The following is a 24,342-nucleotide window of genomic DNA, read 5'->3' as shown; positions in this document are numbered from 1 at the left end:
AATACAAGCTGGCTTTTATTGTGCTTTTAAAGCTCGGTCGCCTTTAATATTTCCATTAAAGGTATCTTTAATTCAGTGAGCTTTTGTTCTACGAGAGGGTAGGTCTTGTATTTCGCCGGATCCTTTTGCTTCAGGGTCTTGCTATTGGTCTCTAGTATTTCTAATTTCTTTAGGTTTTCCTGTGCAGCGGCAATCTCACCTTTATCCACTTGTAACTGTATAGCTTTCAATAATGTGTAACGGTCTAATTCCATTCTGGTATTCTCTGCGATATTTTTTGCAGGAGTAATGTATTTACTTTTTGCTAAGAGTTTTACATTGTAGCCAAACATTTTGTTAATTGTTTTTTCAGATGCCGTATTCATCTGAGAAAGCGTGGTATGTTTGGTAAATGTCATGTTGTCAAACTTGCCTTCCGCGAAAACTCTCTCAAACTCCTGCATAGCCTTTAAATTCTTTTCCCCGGCGGAGACCCCATAAATAAATGATCTCGCCTCACTTTGATAAGTATTAATGTTTTTGAAATATCCTGCAAGTCTTGCTTTATGTTTGGCAGGCAGCTTATATGCCTGGCGATTTAAAGCAATTGTTTCGTTGTATATGGAATCATAAAAAGCTTTGAATTTCTTATCTATCCTTAGATCGTTCATTGTTTTGACGTTGATCGCATAGTAAGCTTTAAGTCCCTTTGCTTTCGTTTGCAGTTTGCTTAATTTGGCGGCTAGCTGATCTGTTTCTTTTTTCATCCGCTGGTCGTACAGCTTGAAGCTTTCCGATGCTGTATAAAGCCCTACAGCCTGGTTTTCTTTCCATGCGCCTTTAAATTCCGATAGGGGAGGGTTCGTTTCATAATAGTACTTTGAAATTTCAGGCGTGAAGGCAGGCCTTTTTTTAGATTCTATGAACCAATCGGTAAAACCGCCGCCAGATGGATTTTTACCAGGCTTAATCAAGCGGTAGCCTGTCATTTTTTTAATAGTATTGGCATATTTAAGATCCCGGTAATAGTTTGCTTTACTTTGTTTATAACTCCAGAAGAGCATCTTGCCGCTGCTATGATAAGATACGGCCATTTCTGGATTAATGGTGGATACGAATTTTAAAACCGCTTTGGTTTCCGCAGCGCTTTCGGGTGCTTTGCCTTTATAATTTTTAAATGAAGGAGATGAAGGACCCTTGATTGCTTTCCATCCAGCATTATATTGCCGGTTGAGATCGACACCTTTTCCGTTCGCCTTCCAGCGTTTAAAGTTTTTGCTTCCCCCATTCATTTTGATCAGGGAACTATGCAGTTTTTTAGGGAAGGCTTTTAATCCCTGCTGCTGTAAGGTAACTCCATCTGGATTCACCATCGGGATAAACCAAATGGTTGTTGAATTTAAGATTGCTCTTGCATTATAGCCTTTTATCTTTTTATTTGATTTATACGCCCTGGCATATTGGTCGATCATATACATATTCAAATTTGTTGTTAACCATTCACGGGCATGATGGGACCCATTTATCAAGGTAGCAGCTGGCCCTTTCCCTAATGAAACAACATATAAATTACGTCCATATTCGGATTTTCCGATAATCTTCACTTTAATTAAATCTGGATATGCACGTTGCAGCTTGTTAATATCGGACACCATCTGGTAATAAGAATAGACTTTATTAGGATTAACAATACCTGTCTGGGCATGGGCTCCTAAATTAAAAGAAAAGCTAGATAGTAAAACTGCTGCTAAGATGACTAAAACCCTGAATCTCTGCAAAACTAGTTACCTCCAAAATATATATTATTTTAATAATATAGTAAGATTTTGAAAAATGTACCTCTTTTTAAAAAATATAGTTATTTAATATTAGTTAGTTTGCACTAGTTAAATGGATTAATATAGTTTATAATATAAAATTTTCTTGTTTTTATGATAAATATATCCTACAGTTAAGTGGGGAGTTGGTGGATTTGACCAAAATATACAAAATCATTATATTATCACTTTTTCTTTTACTATTTGCATCTTCAACGAGTGCCGAGGAAACAAGTAATCTTACAATTGGAGAAATCGGTTCCAGTTATATCAAAGGTTCTTATAATGGAAAGGAAGCCATCAAGGTATTAAGAGGAGAAACCCTCCTGGGGTATGGGGTAGCAGGGGGCAATGGGTATTTAATAAACTTTTCACAGCCTATCGCTGGAGGAACTCAATTAATCCTGAAAATAGAAGAAACAAATCTAAAAACAGTCGTTACCTATAAACCGGCAGTTCTTAATAATGTGAATGATAAACAAAAAATTATTTCCGGACGGGTAACACCAGGCGCATTGGTAACGGCAAGTGTTAACGGAAATGTGATCCCGTTAAACGGACAGGTTGGAAACGATGGGGAATTTGAATTTACACAGTCAACTTTACTCAAATATGGACAATCAATCAGAGTAGTTTCAGTGACTGATGATATACAGAGCGTTATTACAACGAAGGTAACTGCAGCCCCAGCTCCAATGAAACCTAAAGTGAATACTGTTACAAATAAAAATACATATATATCTGGTTATGCGGAACCGGGCAACACAGTCATCATTTATTCAGGAAAAACAAAATACACAGCAAAGGCATCCGTGACTTCAGGTTATTATAGAATATTTCTGCTGGATAACCGGCCTTTGGCTTCTGGAACAACTGTTTCAATATACAGTGTCGCCGATCGCTATAACAGTAAGAGCTCCAAATTGACCGTTAAGGTGTTAGATAAGGTCCCTCCTGCGGTACCGAGAGTGAATAAAATTACAAACAAATCTTTCACAATGACCGGCAGTGCAGAGGCGAATTCAGTCCTCTATGTATCTAGAAACAGCAAGAGCTTTAAAACGGTAAAGGTAAATTCAAAAGGGAAATTTTATATAAGAGTCCCTTTACAGGCTGCAAATACGAAAATGGAGTTCTATGCAAAAGATTCCGCTGGAAATAAAAGTGGGAAAGCAAAATTAATGGTCCTAAACCAAAAGAGGCCTGTAAAGAAATTAATGTCTGCACCTCTTATTAAACAGATGCCTCAGCTTCCAAGAGGGTGTGAGGTCACAAGCTTAGCGATGATGTTAAATCACGCTGGAGTCAAAACCAATAAGATGACTCTAGCAAAACAGGTCAAAAAAGATTCTACTAAATACAGATATACCAATGGGAAAAAATACTTTGGCAATCCAAACTACGGTTTTGTAGGGAATATGTATACCTTCAGCAAACCTGGATTTGGAGTATTTAATAAGCCTATAGCCCAGCTGGCAAATACATATATGCCTGGCAGAATCGTAAACCTATCAGGACAATCCTTTGAATCTGTCTTGAACTATGTTGGGGCAGGACGTCCCGTGTGGGTTATCAATACGAGCTGGTTCAGTTATGTGCCAAACAAGTACTGGCAAACATGGTATACTCCGCAGGGGCCTGTAAGAATCACGATGAAAGAACACTCTGTCCTAATAACAGGCTATGACAGTAGGTATGTATACTTTAATGATCCTTTGGATGGAACAAAAAATAAGAAACGACTTAAGAAACACTTTATCGAAGGATGGACACAGTACGGAAAACAAGCAATAAGTTATTATTGATCGATGTTAAGTGTAAATGTACTTAAGGAGAACCGCATATTGCATGTTAAAAAATGACCCAATCCTCTTGATTTGGTCTTTTTTTATTCTGGTTAGGAATTGGTTTTAAAATAGTATTCTTTTTACTTCTAATTTCTAAATTCAGCTCCATAGATATAATATAGGTATTTTTAATCATTTTGGTCATTACCATAAACTAACAGGTTCAACCTCGTCATAGTTTTAAAAAATGTGCCGATAAATAAGATAAGAGTTTACTTTAGGAGGTATGTCGAACCGTCATTCTCTCAATCTATTAATAAACAGATGCTAGCCAAAGCCATGGAGAAAATAAGACTGGGAGTGCACAAATGAAGAATATTGGAAAAGTTTTGGTGCTATCAACAAGTATATTAGTAGGGAGTTCATCCCTTCCTTTAGTGCCAAATTATCTTCAAACAGCAGAGGCTGCTTCCGTACGTATAAATACTACTTATGCTACTACTGCTAATCTAAATATGAGATCTGGACCTGGAATGAGCTATAAAGTAACATTCATGGTTCCAAAAGGGAAAACAGTCTCAGCAGCAGAACGGTCAGGGAATTGGTACAAGATTACCTATTCCTATACAGCGAACAAAAAGAAAACGACTAGAACAGGTTGGGTTACTGGAACTTACCTGAAAGTTTATCAGGCGAATCAAAAGACTTCCGCAAGCAAAACATCTTCAGCGGCAGCAGTATTGACCACTGCGAAAACTGCCTATCAGACTACTGATAAACTAAATATTCGCTCAGGAGCAGGAACGAATTACAAAGTTACAAAGACAATCCCGAAAGGTGGAATCGTTTATTCAACGGCCAGGCTTGGAAGCTGGTACAAAGTTTCTTATGTATATACAGCCAATAAGAAAAAGTATACCGTCAATGGTTGGGCAAGCGGAAGTTACCTTAAAGAGTATTATCAATACTCCAATATAAAGGGCACTTATTACTTTACTTATAAAAATACCAGCCTTTATTCAACACCTGACACTAAAAAGAAAGCTGTCTTCAATACAGGGACTAATAATGGTTTTTATACCGCTCAAAAAGTAATAAACAGTACTGGCCAGGTATGGTACAGGGTTTTGTTTCAAGGTAAAAATGTTTACATTATTTCAAAAGATGTAAAACAGGCCTCGCTTCAATCTTTTGGAAAGACGGATTTTATTACGAATAAGGATACTTATTTATTTTCTTCCTACGGGATATCGTATGAAAAATTGATTAAGATTCCTAAGAATACAAATTTTTCTTCGACAGCTAAAGTTGGAGATTGGTATAAGGTAATCTATGGAGGAAAGACGGGGTATATTTACTCAAAGGATTTTATAAAATATGTTCCTCCTGTTACGCAGCCAGTACCTGAAGCCACTCCTGTTGAACAAACTCCGGATCCGGCACCTGTTCCTGCGGAGACAACTGTACCAGAAAAAGAGCCCGCCAGTGAGCCAGTCCAGACACCAGTACAGCCAGTTCAAACATCGCCAGTTCAGACATCACCAGTTCAAACTCAGCTGCCTGCACTGACAGAAACGGCGATAAGCGGGAAAACCTTTGTAACTACTTCTAGCTTAAACCTTAGGCAAACTGCGGGAACAGACTCTGCGATTCTAGCTGTCATCCCAAATGCTACCTTTGTTTTTCCAAACGCACTAGTCTCGAATGGCTGGTACAAGGTTTCATATGCTGGGAAAACAGGTTATGTGTCAGGGACTTACCTTAAAGAAGTCGTTACAGGTGATCCTATGCACCGTGAAGGTTACCAACTTATTGATTTAAGAAAACCGTCAAAAGTTTCTGCAGCACAAATAGATTTATATATTAATAACTACCTGAATGGCAAAGTGAGTGTGTTGAAAGGAAAGGGACAAGCATTTGTTAATGCCGGCAACAAATACGGTGTAAACTCTCTTTATTTAGCGGCTCACGCTATACATGAGAGCGGTTATGGTACTTCTAATATCTCCTTAGGCAAATATAACTTATTTGGCTTCGGGGCATATGATGCTTCACCATTCATCGCTGCTGTCCGTTTTAGCTCAGTAGAGCAGAACATTGAATACATTGCTCAAGAAATGAAAGCTACCTATCTGAACCCTCTTAACTGGAAATATAAAGGGGCTTATCTTGGATTTAGTACAAAGACAGTATCTTCAGGCACCAGAATTGATGCGAATAGCGAGGGTATGAATTTTTATTATGCTAGTGATGTAAAGTGGGGTCAAAAAATTGCAGCCCATATGCAAAAAATCTTACCTTACAACAAAGCTGATTATGATACAGCGCAAATTAATAGTACAAGCTATCCTTTTCCATCAAGACCTCTTGGTTTTGATCGGTTCCCTTTGGGGGTCAAAGCCATTGCAAAAACAACTTTAACCCTAAGTAATCAAAAAGGGAGCACAGTACCTGCAACTTATATTAAAGAAGGTACCGAAATCGACATTATCGAGAAGCACAATGATTACTGGGTAAAAGTCATGCTGGATAATAAAGAATATTGGACAAACGACATAAAATTCGACCGTTATACTCAGTTTATTTCTGTTAAAAATCTTGGAAGGGTTACAGCGGATTCCTTGAATATTCGCCCGACTGCTTCAACAGCCTTAAGCCCTATCGGTGCTTTTAAACTAAATGAATATGTCCATCTGGTTTTAGACACTGCCGGAAATCCAACTATGGATAGCACGAAAGGCTGGTATCAGGTGAAACTTGCTGATGGGCGTACTGGTTGGGTTAGTAAGTTATACATTGTTCAAGAATTGAATTGATTCTTAAGGGTTTACCTGCATTTTATATGTCAGGTAAACCTACCTATTTTATTTATAGCGGATGTGACCGATCATCCATAGAAAAAAATACAACAAGGTGGGAAAAAAGTGAGATTTGCTTCTTTAGGTAAAACGCTCCTATGTTTTATGGTCTTATTTTCTTTTTTAGTATCCTTTCATGCTGAAAGTACTGAGGCAGCTTATTCTTTTCAGGCTAAGGTGACTGCGGATGTACTAAATGTTCGTTCTAAACCAGGTACAACCTATTCGATAGTTGCCAAAGTTTCGAAAGGGCAGGTTGTGACTGTTTTAGAACAAAAAAATGGCTGGTCCAGAATAAGTTTTGGAACAAAGAATGGCTGGGTTGCTTCGAAATACTTAACAGCTATCACTTGGACAGGTTATGTAACGGCTACAAAGTTAAATTTGCGAAGTACACCTGGAGGGAGTGTAGCAGGAACAGTTTCGAAGGGGACTGCACTTACTGTCTATGGTAAGGATGGGACATGGTTAAAGGTATATGCGTCATCAATACGAAAAACAGGCTGGGTTTCTCCTTCCTATGTTACAACTCAAAAACCGATTATAAAGGCAACGTATACAAAATTAGTTTTTAAGGTTAACAGTAATTTAAGGAAAGGACCTAGTACTAGCTATCCAACTTTATCGACAGAAAGTGCTGGAACTTTCGTTGATAAGCTAAGTGAAAAGGATGGATGGATACAGGTTAGAAAATTGAATGGAATGATTGGGTGGGTATCTGCCAGTCTTGTTCGAGATCCCGCAACAGTTTTAAAGGGCAAGGTAATTGTACTTGACGCTGGACATGGTGGTTATGACAGCGGGGCAAGAGGAGTCAATTTTCTGGAAAAAAACCTGACTCTTACAACAACTCTTACACTAACGCCGCTATTACAGAAAGCGGGAGCAAAGGTTATATTGACACGCAGCACTGATAAGTATTTAACTCTGGCACAACGAGTGAACATAAGTAATTATTACAAAGCAAATGCATTCCTAAGCCTTCATTATAATGCTTACTCAACAACGAGCACAGGATTAATGACGTTTTATTACAACTATACAAAGGATGCTCCATTAGCAAGTGCAGTTCAAAACGGGATTGTAGCTTCGACCAAGCTAAGGAATATGGGTGCGAAATACGGCAATTACCACGTCCTTCGTGACAACAGACAACCGGCAGCATTAGTTGAATTAGGGTTTTTATCTAATCCTTATGAAGAAAAACTAGTTGCTACCTCTGCCTATCAGCAAAAAGCAGCACAAGGTCTGTACAATGGATTATTCCTTTATTTCCTTCCTAGATAAAAAGGTCTTTATATAAACCTAACCCTCAGTTAACAACTGAGGGTTTATTGTTTCTAAATGACAACAAAAAAGGTTTGCCATCCATCCTGTGATGTCTGACAAACCTTTTTTCTAGCTTATTTTAATTTAGAAATAAACAGTCATTAGTCTTTGGTACAGGAATATACTGAAAACACTATTATTGAAATAATAATCTAATATCGTTTTTTTATTTCAGGTAAGCAAAATAGAATTACTTAAAATGGCTACCACTATTTTAGCTCCAACTGATTTTTCAACTCATTCTGTACCCTTTGTTTTTCTTCCTCAGATACAACTTGATAATAAACAGAATTTATTTTCTGTCCCTTACCTGTAATCTGCAGTTGGTCAATATTATGTCTGGCTTCTTTATAATTTTTCTGTATTTGTACCATTTCATCAAAAGTCATGTTCGTTCTGATATTTTTACCTAAAGCTCCAAATATATCATCGAATCGTGTTAATGAATTCACACTGGCCCCTTTATTAATAACTCCTTGAATAACCTGCCGCTGCCTTTGTTGTCTTCCAAAATCCCCTTTAGGATCCTGTTTTCTCATACGAACATAAGAAAGGGCTTCTTTACCATTTAAATTAATCTCACCCTTATTAAACTGATGGCCATCTTGAGAAAAGCTGAATGTATTATTGACCGTTATTCCATTCACCGCATTAACGATATCCTCAAAACTTTCCATATTTATCTTTACATAATAGTCAATCGGGATATCAAGGAAGTTTTCTACAGTAGCCATAGACATTTCTTCTCCGCCGAAAGCATAAGCATGATTGATTTTATCCACAGTTCCATGGCCAATAATCTCAGTTCTGGTATCACGGGGGATACTTAACATCTTTACAGAATCTTTATTTGGATTCACAGTTAAAACAATCATGGTATCAGAACGTCCTTTGTCACCTTCTCGTTCATCAACGCCAAGCATTAAAACTGAAAAAGGATCTTTTTTACCTAAGTTAATTTCATCTGACCGTTTATCTGATATTTTTCTGTCCGTCGGCTGATGCATAGTATCTACTGCGGTAGTCAAAGAATTATAGATAGAAAAGATGTACGCTCCTATTCCTATAATTAACAAAACAAGAATAAAACCTGTTATACGAAGCCATTTGCTTTTCTTTCGTTTATTCCGGTCGGATCTCATACCCTATTCCTCCAAAAAATTACCATTTACTTTTGTTTCTAAATAATACAATATCAAAAATGTTGATAGAAGAATATAGAAACTTTGTTTAAAAATCCTTTTTATTGTAAGAAGATGGCTTAAAATAAAATTTGGATATAAATTACAAACAAAATAGAATCTAAGTATGGTAAAATTAGACTGTATTTTTAAATGTTTTGCCATTTATTGACGATACTTAACGAAATGTAAAAAATATTTAATCTTATTGTAATATTTTATAGAACATTATGTCGATAGATGTTAAAATTTATACTGATTTTTAGAAATTTACTATATTAAGGGGTTAAAGGAATGCAAGAAGAAATAAGTTTGCGTGAATTGATAGAGGTAATTATAAAAGGGAAGAAGCTAATAATTGCCACTACAATCATTGCTCTTTTAATAGCTGCAATATTTAGTTACCTGGTGATAAAGCCTACGTATGAAACAACAGCAACAATATTGGTTAATAATAACAGTCTCCAACAACAAGGAGCAGAAGAATTAAACTCTTATTTGAATGAAGTTGTTTCTCCTCAGGTATATAGCCAAAGATTAAAATCACAACAACTTTTAAAAAGAGTAGTTGATAAGCATAACCTTGAATGGAATGTTAAATCACTACAGAGAAATTTAAATGTTGAAACTGAGAAAGAATCAAAGATTATTACAATAACCTTAAAAGGGAACGATCCGGAACTAATTCATAAAACATTAAATGCAATTATTGCTGAATCTAAATTATATGTCGGGGAAACAATTTCTAGCCGGTTAACAGCTGTAGCAGAGCAATATAAAGGCCAGCTTGCAGAGGAAAAGAAAAACCTTGATAAGGCACTAAAAGCATATAATGATGCCCAATTTGAGCAGGGGTTGCCTACATTGGTTTTGCTGGATGCTCTAACCAATGAAGAAAAACAATATTTGCTGGATGTTGATGAAAAGTACCTGGAAGAATTACAAGAACTAGATAAAAATAAACAAGTCGAATTCCAAAAGCTAAACAATCAAGTTAATTCGTTAACAGAACTCTACAATAAGTACAGTAATAAATATGAAGAAGCCAGGAGCCTTTCAAAACTATTTAACCTGGAAAGCGTGTTAACGATTGTTTCAGAACCTGAGCTGCCAGATCATTCTGTTTCGCCGAATAAAACGGTGAATATGGCCATTGCATTAGTGATTGGTTTAATGGTAAGTGTTGCGATTGTTTTTTCTCGACATTACTGGAAAGAAACGAATAAAGGCTCTTAATAGAGCCTTTTCATTTGAAGTTATTAGCTTAACAATATATCAAACCATTACTAATCCACTAAATAATGTATAAAGAAGGGATAAAAATTGAGCTATAAAAAACGGGTTCCTTTGTTAATATTACTAGATTCAGTGATTGTTTTATCTTCGATTTTTATGGGTTTTTACATATTAAATCCATACATGAATGTCTACACTGTCCCTATGCTTTGGGTTAGTTCAATTACTTTGTTGGTAAGCCATCATGTTTTTGCTGTTGCCTATCGGTTATATCAAAAGGCATGGGAGTACGCAAGTGTGGGTGAGTTGACAGCCATTGTGAAGGCGGTCACTCTCTCTGTATCCTTGGCGGGTGTGGTGCAGTTAGTATTGAATCAGGATGTTTATCTAAGAGTATTAGGAATCACATGGATGCTACACGTAATTTTAATTGGGGGTTCCCGTTTTTCATGGAGAGTATTTCGAGACCGATTCATCTCGCCAAACCCTAATATGAAACGGACTTTGATTGTGGGAGCTGGATCAGCAGGAACAATGGTAGCGAGGCAGTTGCTAAGAAATCCAGATGCTGATTTATACCCGGTGGCGTTTGTGGATGACCATCCGAAAAAATACAAGCTTCAAATATATGGGATTGAGGTACAAGGGAATATAAAAGATATTCCCCGTATAACTGAAGAATTGAATATAGAAAATATTGTCATTGCCATCCCTTCCTTGCAAAGACAGGAAATGAAAAGAATTTTTGCAGAATGTACTAAAACATCAGCAAAAACGAAAATACTTCCAATGATAGAGGATTTAGTAACCGGGAAAGTGTCAGTAAGTCAGATACGCGATGTGCAAGTAGAAGATTTACTAGGACGGGAACCAGTTGAACTGGATTTAAGCAGCATTTCCGAAAAAATTTCAGGAAAAACGGTCCTTGTGACAGGCGCGGGAGGATCAATAGGTTCGGAGATTTGCAGACAAATTGCTCAATTCTTCCCTCAAAAACTGATACTCCTTGGTCATGGGGAAAATAGTATTTATTCAATCGATATGGAAATCCGTAATCAATACGGGCAAGTGATTGAGATACTACCAGTGATTGGTGATGTTCAGGATCGAGATAGAATGTTTGAGGTTATAGAAGAGCACAGGCCGCATGTGATTTACCACGCAGCTGCTCATAAACATGTACCTTTAATGGAGTATAACCCACGTGAAGCTGTTAAAAACAATGTATTTGGTACAAAAAATGTTGCGGAAGCTGCAGACACTTTCGGAGTTGAAACATTTGTCTTAATTTCTTCCGACAAAGCTGTAAATCCTACGAATGTTATGGGTTCCACAAAACGGATTGCAGAAATGATTATTCAAAAACTGGACCTGCATAGTAAAACTAAATTTGTTGCTGTGCGATTTGGTAATGTACTGGGAAGTAGAGGCAGTGTAATCCCTTTGTTCAAAAAACAAATCCAGGATGGCGGCCCAGTTACAGTCACTCATCCAGAGATGACAAGATACTTTATGACTATCCCAGAAGCTTCTCGTTTGGTAATCCAGGCAGGAACGCTTGCGAGAGGTGGAGAAATCTTTGTGCTGGACATGGGTGAACCTGTAAAAATCACAGACCTTGCACAGAACTTAATTAGGCTTTCTGGATATACAGTGGATGAAATTGGTATTAAATACTCTGGATTAAGACCAGGAGAAAAAATGTTTGAAGAATTGCTGAATGAAAAAGAAATTCATCCTGAACCAATATTTCCGAAAATCTTTATCGGAAAGGCTGTTTTAGATCAAGAAGAGGAAGTCAGTTATCTTTTGGATTACTTTGAACAATTTAGCTCTCTCCAGTTAAAAGAGTATGTCGTGAATTTAGCGAATCGAAAAAAAAACAAGATATTTCTAGTGGCAAAATAATAAGGGGGCATTATTAGCGAAAAAGGTACGGAAAGCGTTCATCCCAGCAGCTGGACTTGGCACCCGGCTTTGTCCGCTACAAAGGCAATGCTTACTTGGTACTGGTGTAGGTGTTAATGGAGGAAAGGGTTAAGGGGATTAGAGGGCCTCGCCCCTGTTTAAATGATGGATACATTAATGGACAGGGGCTAAAAATTTTTCAATATCCAACGGTATGTTAGTGGGTTAGTAGTTTATTTGATAATTAATGATTAAAAACTATATCCAATAAAGTATTAACGTACTAACCGAGAAAGAGGAAGTGGATGATTTGTATAATAAAATAAAAAGGCTGATTGATGTAATTCTTTCAACGACAGGATTAATGGTTATCTTTCCATTGTTTTTATTAATAATTGTCGCAATAAAGATAGAATCAAGAGGGCCTGTACTGTTTAAGCAAAAAAGGGTGGGAATTCATAAATCGCATTTTGAAATATTAAAATTTAGAACCATGAGAATTGACACCCCAAAAGATACACCTACACACTTGTTGGAAAGTCCAGAACAATATATAACGAAAACGGGTAAATTTCTTAGAAAAACATCTCTTGATGAGCTGCCTCAAATATGGAATATCTTTGTTGGGCATATGAGTATTATTGGACCCAGACCAGCTTTGTGGAATCAGTATGATTTAATAGAAGAAAGAGATAAATATGGTGCCAATGATATACTCCCTGGTCTTACTGGATGGGCTCAAGTTAATGGTAGAGACGAGCTCTCTATTGACATTAAGGCAAAACTTGATGGGGAGTACCGAAAAAATATGAGTTTTTTGATGGATTTGAAATGTTTTGTATATACGATTATCAGTGTTTTAAAAAAGGATGGAGTAATTGAAGGTGGTACTGGGACTATAGGTAAAAAAGAAGCAGCTACTACTAAGGAGCCATCTAAATGAAAAAGATACTAATAACCGGTACTAATAGCTATGTTGGAACAAAATTATTAAAATGGTTTGGAAAGTTTCCAAATAAATATTTAGCTGAAACTATTAATTTAAGAAATGAATTGTGGAAGGAAAAGAACTTTTCTGAGTATGATGCTATTATCCATACTGTTGGAATAGCGCATATAAAGGAAACTAAATTCAATGAAGGACATTATTTTAAAATCAATCGGGATTTATCATATAGTGTGGCATTAAAAGCAAAGAATGATGGTGTAAATCAGTTTATCTTCTTAAGTTCTATGAGTGTTTATGGAAAAGAAGCTGGTATTATTAATGAGCAATCTATTCCGAAACCTACAAATAACTATGGGAAGTCCAAGCTACAGGCGGAAAAATTGATTCAATCATTATCAACGGATAATTTCAAAGTAGCTATTGTAAGACCTCCGATGATTTATGGCAAGGGTTGTAAGGGGAATTATCAAAGATTGGTTAAAATCGCATTAAAAATTCCATACTTTCCCGATATTAAAAATAAACGTAGCATGATATTTATTGAAAATTTATGTGAGTATATCAGGTTATTACTTGACGATTGTAATGAGGGTATATTCCTACCACAAAATCAAGAATATGTTTGTACATCTTACTTAGTGAAATTGATCGCTGAAGAAAACGGAAAAAAAATTAAACTAACTAAAATTTTAAATCCATTAATAAAAAATATGAATGTAAATACAGTAAAAAAAGTTTTCGGAGATCTATATTATGATCAAAAACTCTCCGATTATAATGGTTATAACCCTATTCCTTTAGAAGAATCGATCAGATTGACAGAATAATAGCTTTAGAAAGAAGAGATTATTTATGAATGATAAAAAGGACATCCTATTTTTATGCCAATATTTCTATCCAGAATATATTTCTTCTGCCACACTTCCCTTCGATACAGCAATGGGTTTGGTGAATGAAGGGTTCACAGTTAGTGCATTATGTGGATATCCTAGGGAGTATAACCAATCTAAAAAAGTTCCGCTAGAAGAAACGTATAAAAACATTGAAATCAAAAGGCTTAAATATTTGCAACTCAAGCGCAACAATTTCATAGGGAGATTAATAAATTATTTTTCTTTTACTTTTTCAGTAGCCTTGCGTTTTAGAACTCTAAAGAATTATAGATCAATTATTGTTTATTCAAATCCACCTATATTACCTTTTATAGCAGGACTTTCAAATAAATTTTTTAAAACAAAGGTAGTATTTGTTAGTTATGATGTATATCCTGAAATTGCATATAAAACTAAGGTGATTTCGGAAGATAGTATAATAAGTTATGTGATGAAAATTGTTAACAAAAGTATCTTTAAACATGTAAGTAAAGTCATTGCTTTGTCAAATGAAATGAAAAATTACTTACTGGAACATAGGCAAACATTGAATGAACAACAAATAGAAGTAATCCCAAATTGGTTTGAGGATAGTTATGCTTTAAATGCAACTGATTCTGCGAGGAATATTTTATTCTCATCAATTAAAAAAGAAGCTAGTCTTGTTGTCTCTTATTTTGGAAATATGGGAATAGCACAAGATCTTGATACAATAGTGGATGCAATCCGGAAATTAAAAGATGAAGGAGACATTCATTTTATTTTTGCAGGCCATGGAAACAAGATGGACGCTTTGAAAAGAATTCAAGAGGAAGAGAAATTAAGTAATGTAAGTATATTTGACTTTTTGCATGGACAAGATTATCAGGATGCATTAAATATAAGTGATTGTTTCATAGTAAGCTTAGCTGGAGGGCTAACGGGACTGGCAGTTCCAAGCAAAACTTATAGTTACATGATGGCTGGTAAACCTATATTAGCAATAATTGGGGCGGAATCTGATATAGCTAAAGACTTGACGAAGAATAACGCAGGATACGTTATACAAGAATCGGAAAGTTTGAAACTAATTAATGCAATTAAGGGATTTCGAGAGAAAAAAGATAAACTTAAAGTCATGGGCGAGAATAGCAGAAAGTTATTCCTCATGAAATATACAAAAGAAAATTGTATTGGGCAATATATTAAAATGATGAAAAGAATATTGGGGGATTAATCAATGTTTAAAGAAAAGACCTTGTTGATTACTGGTGGCACGGGCTCCTTTGGTAATGCTGTCATGGAAAGGTTTTTGGATACAGACATCAAAGAAATTCGAATTTTTTCTCGAGATGAGAAAAAGCAAGATGACATGAGAAAGTTATATAGAAATGAGAAGCTGAAATTCTATATAGGCGATGTTCGTGATTTAGCAAGTGTAAAAAATGCTATGCATGGAGTTGATTATATATTCCATGCTGCTGCATTAAAGCAAGTTCCATCGTGTGAGTTCTTTCCATTAGAAGCAGTAAAAACAAATGTAATCGGAACAGATAATGTTCTTACTTCCGCTATAGAGAGTGGAGTAAAAAAAGTAATTTGTTTATCTACAGATAAAGCTGCATATCCGATAAATGCCATGGGGATTTCTAAAGCAATGATGGAGAAGGTGTTTGTTGCCAAGGCGAACACAGTTGATCCAGAAAAAACACTCATTTGTGGCACTCGATACGGAAATGTAATGGCTTCAAGGGGTTCTGTTATTCCTTTGTTTATTGATCAAATTAAAAGTGGTCAGCCTTTAACCGTAACTGACCCTAATATGACAAGGTTTTTAATGAGTCTTGAGGAAGCGGTAGAACTTGTAGTGTTTGCTTTCGAGAATGCTGAAGCTGGGGATATAATGGTCCAAAAGGCTCCTGCATCAACTATTGGTGATTTAGCTCAAGCGATTAAAGAACTGTTTAATGCAGAGAATGAAATTAAAGTGATTGGTACACGTCACGGTGAGAAGCTTTACGAAACATTACTAACCAGAGAAGAGCATGTAGTATCTGAAGACTTAGATGGTTTTTATAGAGTGCCGGCAGATAAGAGAGATTTAAACTATGATAAATATTTTGTAGAGGGCGATAAAAAGCTATCTGTTGAAGGGGAGTATAATTCCCATAATACCCAGAGGTTAACTGTTGAGCAGGTGAAAGATAAGCTATTGATGCTTGACTATGTTCAAGAAGAGCTGAAAAGATGGAATCAAAAATGAGGATACTGATAACAGGTGCAAAAGGTTTCATAGGAAAGAATTTAATTGCTGAGTTAAAGAATCGGGGCTATACGGAAATCTATGAATATGGGAGAGATTCCAATCCTGCCTTGCTTGATAAATTTTGTAAAGAAGCTGATTTTGTCTACCATCTGGCTGGAGTAAACCGCCCTAATAGCCCATCTGAATTCATGGAAGGCAATTTTGAGTCTACATCTGCCCTTTTAGAAACTTTAAAAAAATATAATAATACTTGTCCTGTTTTAATTTCATCATCAATTCAAGCTTCTTTAGATAATCCGTATGGTGTTAGTAAAAAAGCTGGCGAGGAGTTACTATTTAAATATAGTAAAGAAACGTGTGCAAAAGTATTAGTCTATCGTCTCCCTAATGTATTCGGTAAGTGGTGTAAACCAAATTATAATAGTGCGGTAGCGACATTTTGTCATAAAATTGCTCATGATTTACCTATAACTCTGTCTGATCCTAATGTTGTCATGAACTTAGTATATATTGACGATGTGGTGGAGCAACTAATCAATGCTTTAATTGGAAAAGAAAACAGGGTTGGAGACTTTTGTATAATTCCGGTAGTGCATACAATAACATTAGGAAGCATAGCTGAACTGATTTATTCATTCAAGAATAGCCGTGATGAACGAACTATTCCTGATATGTCCGATGCTTTTACAAAAAAATTATACAGTACCTACTTGAGTTACCTGCCTGAAAATCACTTCAATTATGAACTTAAAATGAATGTAGATGATAGAGGTTCTTTCACTGAGTTTATAAAGACACCAGAAAGAGGTCAGGTTTCTGTTAATATATCAAAACCTGGTATTACAAAAGGGAATCACTGGCATCACACTAAAAATGAAAAGTTTTTAGTGGTTAGTGGAAATGGAGTCATTCGTTTTAGAAAACTTGGTTCCGAAGAGGTTATTGAATATTATGTTAGCGGAGAAAAATTAGAAGTAGTAGATATACCTACTGGCTATACTCATAATATCGAAAACTTAGGACAAACAGATATGGTCACAATAATGTGGGCTAATGAACAATTCGATTCTGAAAAGCCAGATACGTACTATTTGGAGGTTTGAACATGAGAAAATTAAAAGTCATGACAGTCGTGGGTACGAGACCAGAAATTATTAGACTATCCGCGGTAATAAATAAATTAGAAGAATCAAATGCGATTGAGCATATATTAGTCCATACAGGTCAGAATTACGATTATGAATTAAATGAGGTATTTTTTAAAGATTTTAAACTAAAGAAACCTGATTATTTTCTTAATGCTGCAACTGGAACTGCAGTAGAAACAATAGGAAATATACTAGTTAAAATAGACCCTATACTAGACGAAGTAAAACCAGAAGCTCTTTTAGTACTTGGGGACACGAATAGTTGTTTATGTGCAATTGCAGCTAAGCGTCGACAAATACCAATTTTCCATATGGAAGCAGGTAATAGATGTTTTGATCAAAGAGTTCCAGAAGAAACTAATCGTAAAATCGTTGATCATATCGCAGATATAAATTTGACATATAGTGATATAGCTAGGGAATACTTGTTAAGAGAAGGTTTACCTGCTGATAGAATTATTAAAACTGGAAGTCCGATGTTTGAAGTGCTTAATTCTAAGAAAGAGGATATTACTAAATCAGAAGTATTAAAAAGGTTACAGCTTGAGGAAGGGAAATACTTTGTAGTTTCAGCTCATAGAGAAGAAAATATTAATTCTGAATCAAATTTTTTAGATTTAATTGAAAGTCTTAATACCATCTCCGAAATTTATAAGTTACCAGTAATTGTTAGTACACACCCAAGAACGAGAAAAATGATTAATGAAAAAGGAATAAAGTTTAATAATTTAGTAAAAACAATAAATCCTCTTGGATTTAATGATTATGTGAAACTCCAAGTGAAAGCTAAGGTTGTTTTAAGTGACAGTGGAACAATAAGTGAAGAATCCTCAATACTTGGTTTTAAAGCTCTTAATATTAGACAAGCTCATGAAAGGCCAGAAGCAATGGAGGAAGCAGCAGTTATGATGGTGGGACTAAAAATAGATAGAATTTTGCAAGGGCTAAAAGTATTAGATACACAAAAAGAATATACATTAAGGAATGTAGAAGATTATTCTATGCCAAATGTGTCAGAGAAGGTATTAAGAATTTTATTGTCATATACAGACTATGTAAAAAGAGTTGTATGGGGGGAGTGAGTTGGCCAAATTAAACCAGCCAAAAAACTTTCATACTTTGTTTTTAACATTAATATTAGCAACTTTATTGGCAGTACTAAATTATTTACATCTTATTTTGGAAATAAGTTATTCTTTTACTGCTAATAGCCTTTTTATAATATTATCTGTATTTTTATATGTAATGTTTAAGTCTGACAATTCAAATGATTTTTTTAGTACTTGGAAAATTTTTATTTATACTTTTTTTGCTTTTTACGTCTTCCATATTTTTTCAATGCAGTTTGATGAACCTGTATTTTATGATTACCCATATGAATATAAAACTCCTAAAATATTACTGAAATCTGCAAATTTATTTTTTATTGGATCGATAATGTTTTTTTTAGGGTATAAAAATACTCAAAAAATAAATGCTTCTATCCCCTTATTACAATTTTCAATAAGCTCTTTAAATAATAAGCATAAATTAATGTTATATAACTATATTCTAATTTTTATCGCGCTTGTAGCTGATTTTTTTAATAGCTATATTTATATGGGAAGTATCTTTGGAAGAATAACTACGAACTATTCAAGTGTCAGTTTGGGATCCTTATCTCTTTTATTATATTTGTATCCTGTTTTTTTAACTAATACTGCATATATTCTAATGAAATATAAGGTGAATTTTTTTAATAAATTCAGTTTGATTTTTTTATCCATTATAGTGTTAGGAATGCAATTTTTTGCAGGGACCAGGAGTTTTCTTTTTAGTTTCTTTATTGCTGCTATATATTTGTATACAATTAATATTTCTCAAAAAAAACATGGATTACTAAAGTTCAATAGCAAATTAAGAAAAATTATTATGTTTATGATTCTTGGCTTTGTTTATTTATTAAATGTACTTATGCAAGTATATAGGCAAAACAAAGACATTATAACAGTGTTTAAAAATATAAAGTTTTCCGATATATTATGGAAGTATGATACATTTGAAACTTATTTAATTGTTATAAGGCATTTTCCAGATATTGAATCTTATAAATACTTTTATTCTATTAAAAACATACTTGTTTGGGTAATTCCAAGGAGTATGTATGATGATAAATCAATAGCATTTGGGAAGTATTTAGCTTATCTTGTATGGCCATCATATTCAAATATACCATCAGCTTATGCAGGGATTACTTTTGGAGAATTTTATGCTAATTTTGGCGTTTTAGGAATGTTTATAACGCTCTTTATCATTGGAATTATTACTGGATTAATTAACAAAGCTCTAGGTGACAATAAATTGTTAAACGCAAAAACATTACTATATGCCTATGTCTTAATTGGCCTATATGGTTTTTTTAGAGGGGATTTTACAACGAAAACCATTCATTTCTTCATTCCTTTTATTTTTATGTTAATAATTATTTTTTTTATTTCTTTTCTTTTTACACAAAAAAATAATAAAATTTAAAGGGTATCACTTGCACAGAGTAATTATAAGGAAATAATGAGGTGTTACTTTGGGAAATATGATTTCTATTAGAGAGCTCCTAAGGGAATTTAAAAATTGCGTCTATGTTAATGACATTTATATGGCGATAATGATGGGGGGCAAAAAAAAAAACTAAATATATATATTTCTCACTTTTATTTTTTTATTTATCTATTAATTTCGGCAGTATTAATTGCAGTAAATCTTTTTTGTAAATACGAAGTTGTAAATAATAATAAAATAGCTTTAGCTAGAGTACCCAGAACAAAAGAAAAAATATCAGCTGTTTTAGATGAAATTGAGTTTGTTCAAGATGATATAAATAAATTTGATTTTACTATATATAGAATTGGTAATCGTAAAAACAGAATTATTTTCTTGCTAAAATCTTATATCTATAGATCGATAATAGACTATATGAAAATAATGAAAATATTAAAAACGGAAGTAATGAAACCATATGCACCTATGGTTCTTCGAATGTGTGCGAAACGCATTCCACATACTGTAGTGTATACTCATGCGATACAACAAATAGTATTAGCTTATAAATTACCTACGATTTACACTGGGCAAATGTACGATAGATTTGCGTTAGTAGAAGAAGAAATATGTAAAAAATACAATAAGAAATTGATATGTATACCCCATGGAATTGAATCAACGGAAGAAATGCCTACTCCATATGTAGGTGATCTTTTTTATTGTTCATCAAAATATATTGCCAGTAAACTTAACTATATTTATAATACTTCCAAATTTGTTTTTGATCAGGATGTTACTAATAAAATGTATCGTATAAAAAAGACAGTGGAAAATAGAATTGGGGATAAGAAAGTAATTTTCTTTACTCAACCAACTAAGGAAGATGGGCCCAAAAAAATCCTTAAAGAAATAGCAGGTTATTTAGAGTCGAAAAACCGAAAGCTTTTTATTAAGGTACACCCTCTTGAAAATTATTCTGATTATAAAATCAATAACACAGAACTTATTGATGATTTTGAAGATGCAATCAGCAACAATATTTGTATATCATTATTTTCAACTGTTTTGGTTGAAGCTACGTATAATAAATCAACTCCGATAAGTATTATCTACTTGCTTAATAATACTGAAGATTTGACTGGAAGATTTGATTTTTTAAATGACGAAAGAATTTTAAAACCTATAGACAAAGAATCTTTGTTCAAGGATATTGATTTTTTAACGAACTAATATATTGTAGATCCTTAAGGAGGAAACAAATAATGTCAAATAATATATTAATTACTGGAGCAGACGGATTTATAGGAAGTCACCTTACTGAGGAATTGGTGAAAAAGGGTAAAAGAGTCAAAGCCTTTGCATATTATAATTCCTTTAATACTTGGGGATGGCTAGATACCCTTCCAAAAGAAATAATGAATGAAATAGAAGTATTTACTGGGGATATTAGAGACCCAAATGGTGTAAAAGAAGCAATGAAAGGAATGGATGAAGTTTATCATCTTGCTGCCCTGATTGCTATTCCTTTTAGTTACCACTCCCCTGATACTTATGTTGATACAAATATCAAAGGAACCTTGAATGTACTGCAAGCAGCAAGAGATTTAAATACTTCAAGATTACTTATTACTTCTACTTCAGAGGTTTATGGTACAGCCAAATATGTACCAATTGATGAAAAGCATCCTTATCAGGGACAATCTCCATATTCAGCTACAAAAATAGGTGCGGATCGTTTAGCTGAATCTTTCTATAGAAGCTTTAATATGCCAATAACTATAGTTAGACCATTTAACACTTATGGACCACGTCAATCTGCAAGAGCAGTGATTCCAACAATTATTACCCAGTTACTTGCAGGAAGACAAGAGATTAAACTAGGTTCATTAACACCAACAAGGGATTTTAACTTTGTTAAAGATACTGCCAATGGCTTTATAGAAATTGCTAAATCAGATAAATCAATTGGCGAAGAAATTAACATTGCAACACAAGAGGAAATTTCAATCGGACAGCTTGCTCAAGAGTTAATTAGACAAATAAATCCTAACGCGAAAATTATATGTGATGAGGAAAGGTTAAGGCCAGAAAACAGTGAAGTAAATAGATTACTAGGCTCAAATGAAAAAATAAAGAACCTTACTAATTGGAGGCCTCAATATACTTTTGAAGAAGGTATCGCAGAAACTATTGAATTCTTTAAACAAAATTTAGATAAATACAAAGCGGATATTTATAACATTTAGGAGCAGATGATATGAATAAGAAGTTTATTCCTCTTTCGGTCCCGAATTTAAAGGGAAACGAATTAAAGTATGTAAAGCATGCTGTTGAAACAGAATGGGTATCAACTGGTGGACCTTACGTGGATGAATTTGAGCAAAGAATCTCTGCCTACGTTAATGCAAAAGGAGCGGTCTCGTGTCAAAATGGCACGGCTGGATTGCATGTTGCACTTCATGTTTGTGGAGTTAAATCCGAAGATGAAGTAATTGTTCCAACCTTAACCTTTATTGCTGCAGTTAATCCTGTAAAGTACATTGGAGCTAACCCGATATTTATGGATTGTGATGACTCTCTTTGTATGGATGTAAATAAGCTTATGAGTTTTTGTGAAGAGGAATGTAGTTTTATTGGTGGAAGGCTTATTAACAATAAGACTAAGAAGCATATTAAGGCTATAATTATAGTTCATGTTTTCGGTAATATGGCAAATATGGAGAAAATAATGAAGGTAGCTAGTAAATTTAATTTAAAGGTAATAGAAGATGCTACCGAGGCAATTGGATCTTACTATACCGAGGGGCAATATAAAAATAAATATGCCGGGACTATTGGAACTGTGGGTGTCTACTCCTTTAATGGAAATAAAATCATGACTACTGGTGGTGGTGGAATGATTGTATCAAACGATGAAAAGTTACTAAAACGCGCCAAACATCTTACCACACAGGCTAAAAGTGATGAACTGTACTACACCCATGATGAAATAGGATTTAACTACCGTATGACAAATCTCCAAGCTGCTCTCGGTTTAGCTCAATTAGAGCAATTAGAGACTTTCATACAAACTAAAAAAGAAAACTATAAGCTTTACCTAGAGAAAATTAGAGATATCGAAGGGTTAGAAATCTTGGGTTTTGAAAAAAATTTAAGAAGTAATTATTGGTTCTATGCATTGTTTATTGGGGAAAATTACCCGCTGAATAGAGATGATATTATTAAGTATTTATCATCTAAAAGCATACAAGTAAGACCAATTTGGGGTTTAATACATGAGCAAAAGCCTTATTTAGATGATCAATCATATAAAATTGAAAAAGCAAAGTACTATTTAAATCATATTGTTAATGTTCCCTGCAGTTCCAACTTGAATAAAGATGATGTTGAATATGTAATTGATTCACTAAAAAATCCAGAAAAGATTCAGTAGATGGTTGATAGTAGTAAGGTTAAGGGGTTGTGCGGAATGGATGTAAAAGATTTTCTAATAAATGAAGAGGATACTATGCTTGAAGCAATGGCATTGTTGGATAAGGTGGCCAAGAAAGTTCTTTTTGTTGTAAAGGACGGCCACTTTTTGGCTGCTATTACTGATGGTGATATCCGAAGGTGGATTTTAAAAAAGGGTAACTTAGATGCAAAAGTAAAAGATATTGCTAACTATAATCCAAAGTTTATATATGAAAATGAAAAATCCTCAGCTAAAGAATTATTGCGAAAGTATTCAATTGAGGCATTGCCTATTATAAACAACAATAGGGAAATTGTTTCGGTAGTGCTCTGGAATGAAGAAATTGTACAACCTAAGAATTTACAAATCCCTGTAGTTATAATGGCAGGAGGATTAGGTACAAGATTATACCCTTATACAAAAATACTGCCTAAACCGTTAATACCAATTGGAGATTTACCAATTGCAGAACATATCATAAACAGGTTTAATAATTATGGAAGTGAAAAATTTTTCCTAGTCGTTAATCATAAAAAAAATATGATTAAGGCCTATTTCAATGAAATAGTGAAAAGTTATGAAGTTAATTATGTTGATGAGGATCAACCCTTAGGTACAGGTGGAGGTTTAAGCTTGTTAAAAGGGAAAATAAATTCCACTTTCATCTTGACAAATTGTGATATTCTCATTGATGAAGATTATGGAAAAATTTACGAATACCATAAAAGTGAAAAGAATCTTGTAACTATGGTATGTTCTTTAAAAAACATTAGAATACCATATGGGGTCATAGAAATTGGAAAAACCGGTGAAATTGAGGAAATGAGAGAGAAACCTGAATTCTCATTCTTTACAAATACGGGAATGTACATTGTGGAACCGAAAGTGATTGATGAATTGGAAGAAAATAAGAGCATTGGCTTTCCTGATATTATAGAGAAATATAAGCAGAACGGGGAAAAAATAGGTGTGTATCCTATAAGTGAAAACTCGTGGCTCGATATGGGTGAGTTGGGTGAGATGGAAAAAATGAGAAAAAGAATTGAGGAAAGAGGTTAAATT

General features: G+C 34.3%; 18 protein-coding genes. 16 read left to right on the top strand and 2 right to left on the bottom strand.

The genetic code is table 11. From position 1 onward, the window contains the following. Positions 1 to 26: 26 nt before the first annotated feature. Positions 27 to 1,757 carry a M14 family zinc carboxypeptidase gene (locus M3593_RS12870; RefSeq protein ID WP_251543181.1) on the bottom strand — a complete coding sequence of 577 codons (1,731 nt, stop codon included), beginning with the start codon at positions 1,755 to 1,757 and terminating at the stop codon, positions 27 to 29. A gap of 194 nt (positions 1,758 to 1,951) precedes the next feature. Here M3593_RS12870 and M3593_RS12865 point away from each other — a divergent pair, with 194 nt between their 5' ends. The 3 genes from M3593_RS12865 to M3593_RS12855 all read left to right on the top strand — a co-directional run bounded on the left by M3593_RS12865 (position 1,952) and on the right by M3593_RS12855 (position 7,728). Further along, positions 1,952 to 3,601 carry a C39 family peptidase gene (locus M3593_RS12865; protein ID WP_251543179.1) on the top strand — a complete coding sequence of 550 codons (1,650 nt, stop codon included), beginning with the start codon at positions 1,952 to 1,954 and terminating at the stop codon, positions 3,599 to 3,601. A gap of 350 nt (positions 3,602 to 3,951) precedes the next feature. Continuing rightward, the gene (locus M3593_RS12860; protein WP_251543177.1) at positions 3,952 to 6,399 is read left to right on the top strand and encodes an SH3 domain-containing protein; all 2,448 of its coding nucleotides are present in this window, start codon (positions 3,952 to 3,954) and stop codon (positions 6,397 to 6,399) included. Between the two features lie 108 nt (positions 6,400 to 6,507). Further along, the gene (locus M3593_RS12855; protein WP_251543175.1) at positions 6,508 to 7,728 is read left to right on the top strand and encodes an N-acetylmuramoyl-L-alanine amidase family protein; all 1,221 of its coding nucleotides are present in this window, start codon (positions 6,508 to 6,510) and stop codon (positions 7,726 to 7,728) included. 251 nt (positions 7,729 to 7,979) lie between these two features. On the opposite strand, the gene tagU is transcribed toward M3593_RS12855, so the two are convergent. Further along, positions 7,980 to 8,912, bottom strand: coding sequence for a polyisoprenyl-teichoic acid--peptidoglycan teichoic acid transferase TagU (gene tagU / locus M3593_RS12850; RefSeq protein ID WP_251543172.1), 933 nt, complete (start codon positions 8,910 to 8,912; stop codon positions 7,980 to 7,982). A gap of 333 nt (positions 8,913 to 9,245) precedes the next feature. Between tagU and M3593_RS12845 the strand changes: the two genes are divergently transcribed. The 13 genes from M3593_RS12845 (at position 9,246) to M3593_RS12785 (ending at position 24,339) form a co-directional block, all read left to right on the top strand. Further along, the gene (locus M3593_RS12845) at positions 9,246 to 10,187 is read left to right on the top strand and encodes a Wzz/FepE/Etk N-terminal domain-containing protein (protein ID WP_251543171.1); all 942 of its coding nucleotides are present in this window, start codon (positions 9,246 to 9,248) and stop codon (positions 10,185 to 10,187) included. 87 nt (positions 10,188 to 10,274) lie between these two features. Beyond that, positions 10,275 to 12,095: a polysaccharide biosynthesis protein gene (locus M3593_RS12840; RefSeq protein ID WP_251543169.1), complete on the top strand. Its 1,821-nt coding sequence runs from the start codon at positions 10,275 to 10,277 to the stop codon at positions 12,093 to 12,095. Positions 12,096 to 12,405: 310 nt separating this feature from the next. After that, positions 12,406 to 13,038 carry a sugar transferase gene (locus tag M3593_RS12835; RefSeq protein WP_285848040.1) on the top strand — a complete coding sequence of 211 codons (633 nt, stop codon included), beginning with the start codon at positions 12,406 to 12,408 and terminating at the stop codon, positions 13,036 to 13,038. Next, on the top strand, positions 13,035 to 13,871 hold the full coding sequence (locus tag M3593_RS12830) for an NAD-dependent epimerase/dehydratase family protein (protein ID WP_251543167.1): 837 nt from the start codon (positions 13,035 to 13,037) through the stop codon (positions 13,869 to 13,871). Before M3593_RS12835 ends, M3593_RS12830 begins: the two co-directional genes overlap by 4 nt. 25 nt (positions 13,872 to 13,896) lie before the next feature. Continuing rightward, the gene (locus tag M3593_RS12825; protein ID WP_251543165.1) at positions 13,897 to 15,132 is read left to right on the top strand and encodes a glycosyltransferase family 4 protein; all 1,236 of its coding nucleotides are present in this window, start codon (positions 13,897 to 13,899) and stop codon (positions 15,130 to 15,132) included. A 3-nt stretch (positions 15,133 to 15,135) separates the two neighbouring features. Continuing rightward, positions 15,136 to 16,158, top strand: a complete 1,023-nt coding sequence (locus tag M3593_RS12820; protein WP_251543163.1) for a polysaccharide biosynthesis protein — start codon at positions 15,136 to 15,138, stop codon at positions 16,156 to 16,158. Further along, positions 16,155 to 17,264, top strand: coding sequence for a capsular polysaccharide biosynthesis protein CapF (locus M3593_RS12815; RefSeq protein ID WP_251543294.1), 1,110 nt, complete (start codon positions 16,155 to 16,157; stop codon positions 17,262 to 17,264). Before M3593_RS12820 ends, M3593_RS12815 begins: the two co-directional genes overlap by 4 nt. A gap of 2 nt (positions 17,265 to 17,266) precedes the next feature. Continuing rightward, the gene (gene wecB / locus M3593_RS12810) at positions 17,267 to 18,391 is read left to right on the top strand and encodes a non-hydrolyzing UDP-N-acetylglucosamine 2-epimerase (protein ID WP_251543161.1); all 1,125 of its coding nucleotides are present in this window, start codon (positions 17,267 to 17,269) and stop codon (positions 18,389 to 18,391) included. 1 nt (position 18,392) lies between these two features. After that, positions 18,393 to 19,820 carry an O-antigen polymerase gene (locus M3593_RS12805; RefSeq protein ID WP_251543159.1) on the top strand — a complete coding sequence of 476 codons (1,428 nt, stop codon included), beginning with the start codon at positions 18,393 to 18,395 and terminating at the stop codon, positions 19,818 to 19,820. Positions 19,821 to 20,258: 438 nt separating this feature from the next. Further along, on the top strand, positions 20,259 to 21,056 hold the full coding sequence (locus M3593_RS12800) for a hypothetical protein (RefSeq protein WP_251543157.1): 798 nt from the start codon (positions 20,259 to 20,261) through the stop codon (positions 21,054 to 21,056). A gap of 32 nt (positions 21,057 to 21,088) precedes the next feature. Continuing rightward, positions 21,089 to 22,072, top strand: coding sequence for an NAD-dependent 4,6-dehydratase LegB (locus tag M3593_RS12795; protein ID WP_251543156.1), 984 nt, complete (start codon positions 21,089 to 21,091; stop codon positions 22,070 to 22,072). A gap of 11 nt (positions 22,073 to 22,083) precedes the next feature. Beyond that, the gene (locus M3593_RS12790; protein WP_251543153.1) at positions 22,084 to 23,259 is read left to right on the top strand and encodes a LegC family aminotransferase; all 1,176 of its coding nucleotides are present in this window, start codon (positions 22,084 to 22,086) and stop codon (positions 23,257 to 23,259) included. A 36-nt stretch (positions 23,260 to 23,295) separates the two neighbouring features. After that, positions 23,296 to 24,339, top strand: a complete 1,044-nt coding sequence (locus M3593_RS12785) for a sugar phosphate nucleotidyltransferase (protein ID WP_251543151.1) — start codon at positions 23,296 to 23,298, stop codon at positions 24,337 to 24,339. Positions 24,340 to 24,342 lie beyond the last annotated feature (3 nt).

The organism is Mesobacillus sp. MER 48, from assembly GCF_023714225.1.
Lineage (GTDB): Bacteria > Bacillota > Bacilli > Bacillales > Cytobacillaceae > Mesobacillus > Mesobacillus oceanisediminis_A.
The sequence above is the reverse complement of the archived record's forward strand: the minus strand, read 5'-3'. Positions and strand labels throughout refer to the sequence as shown.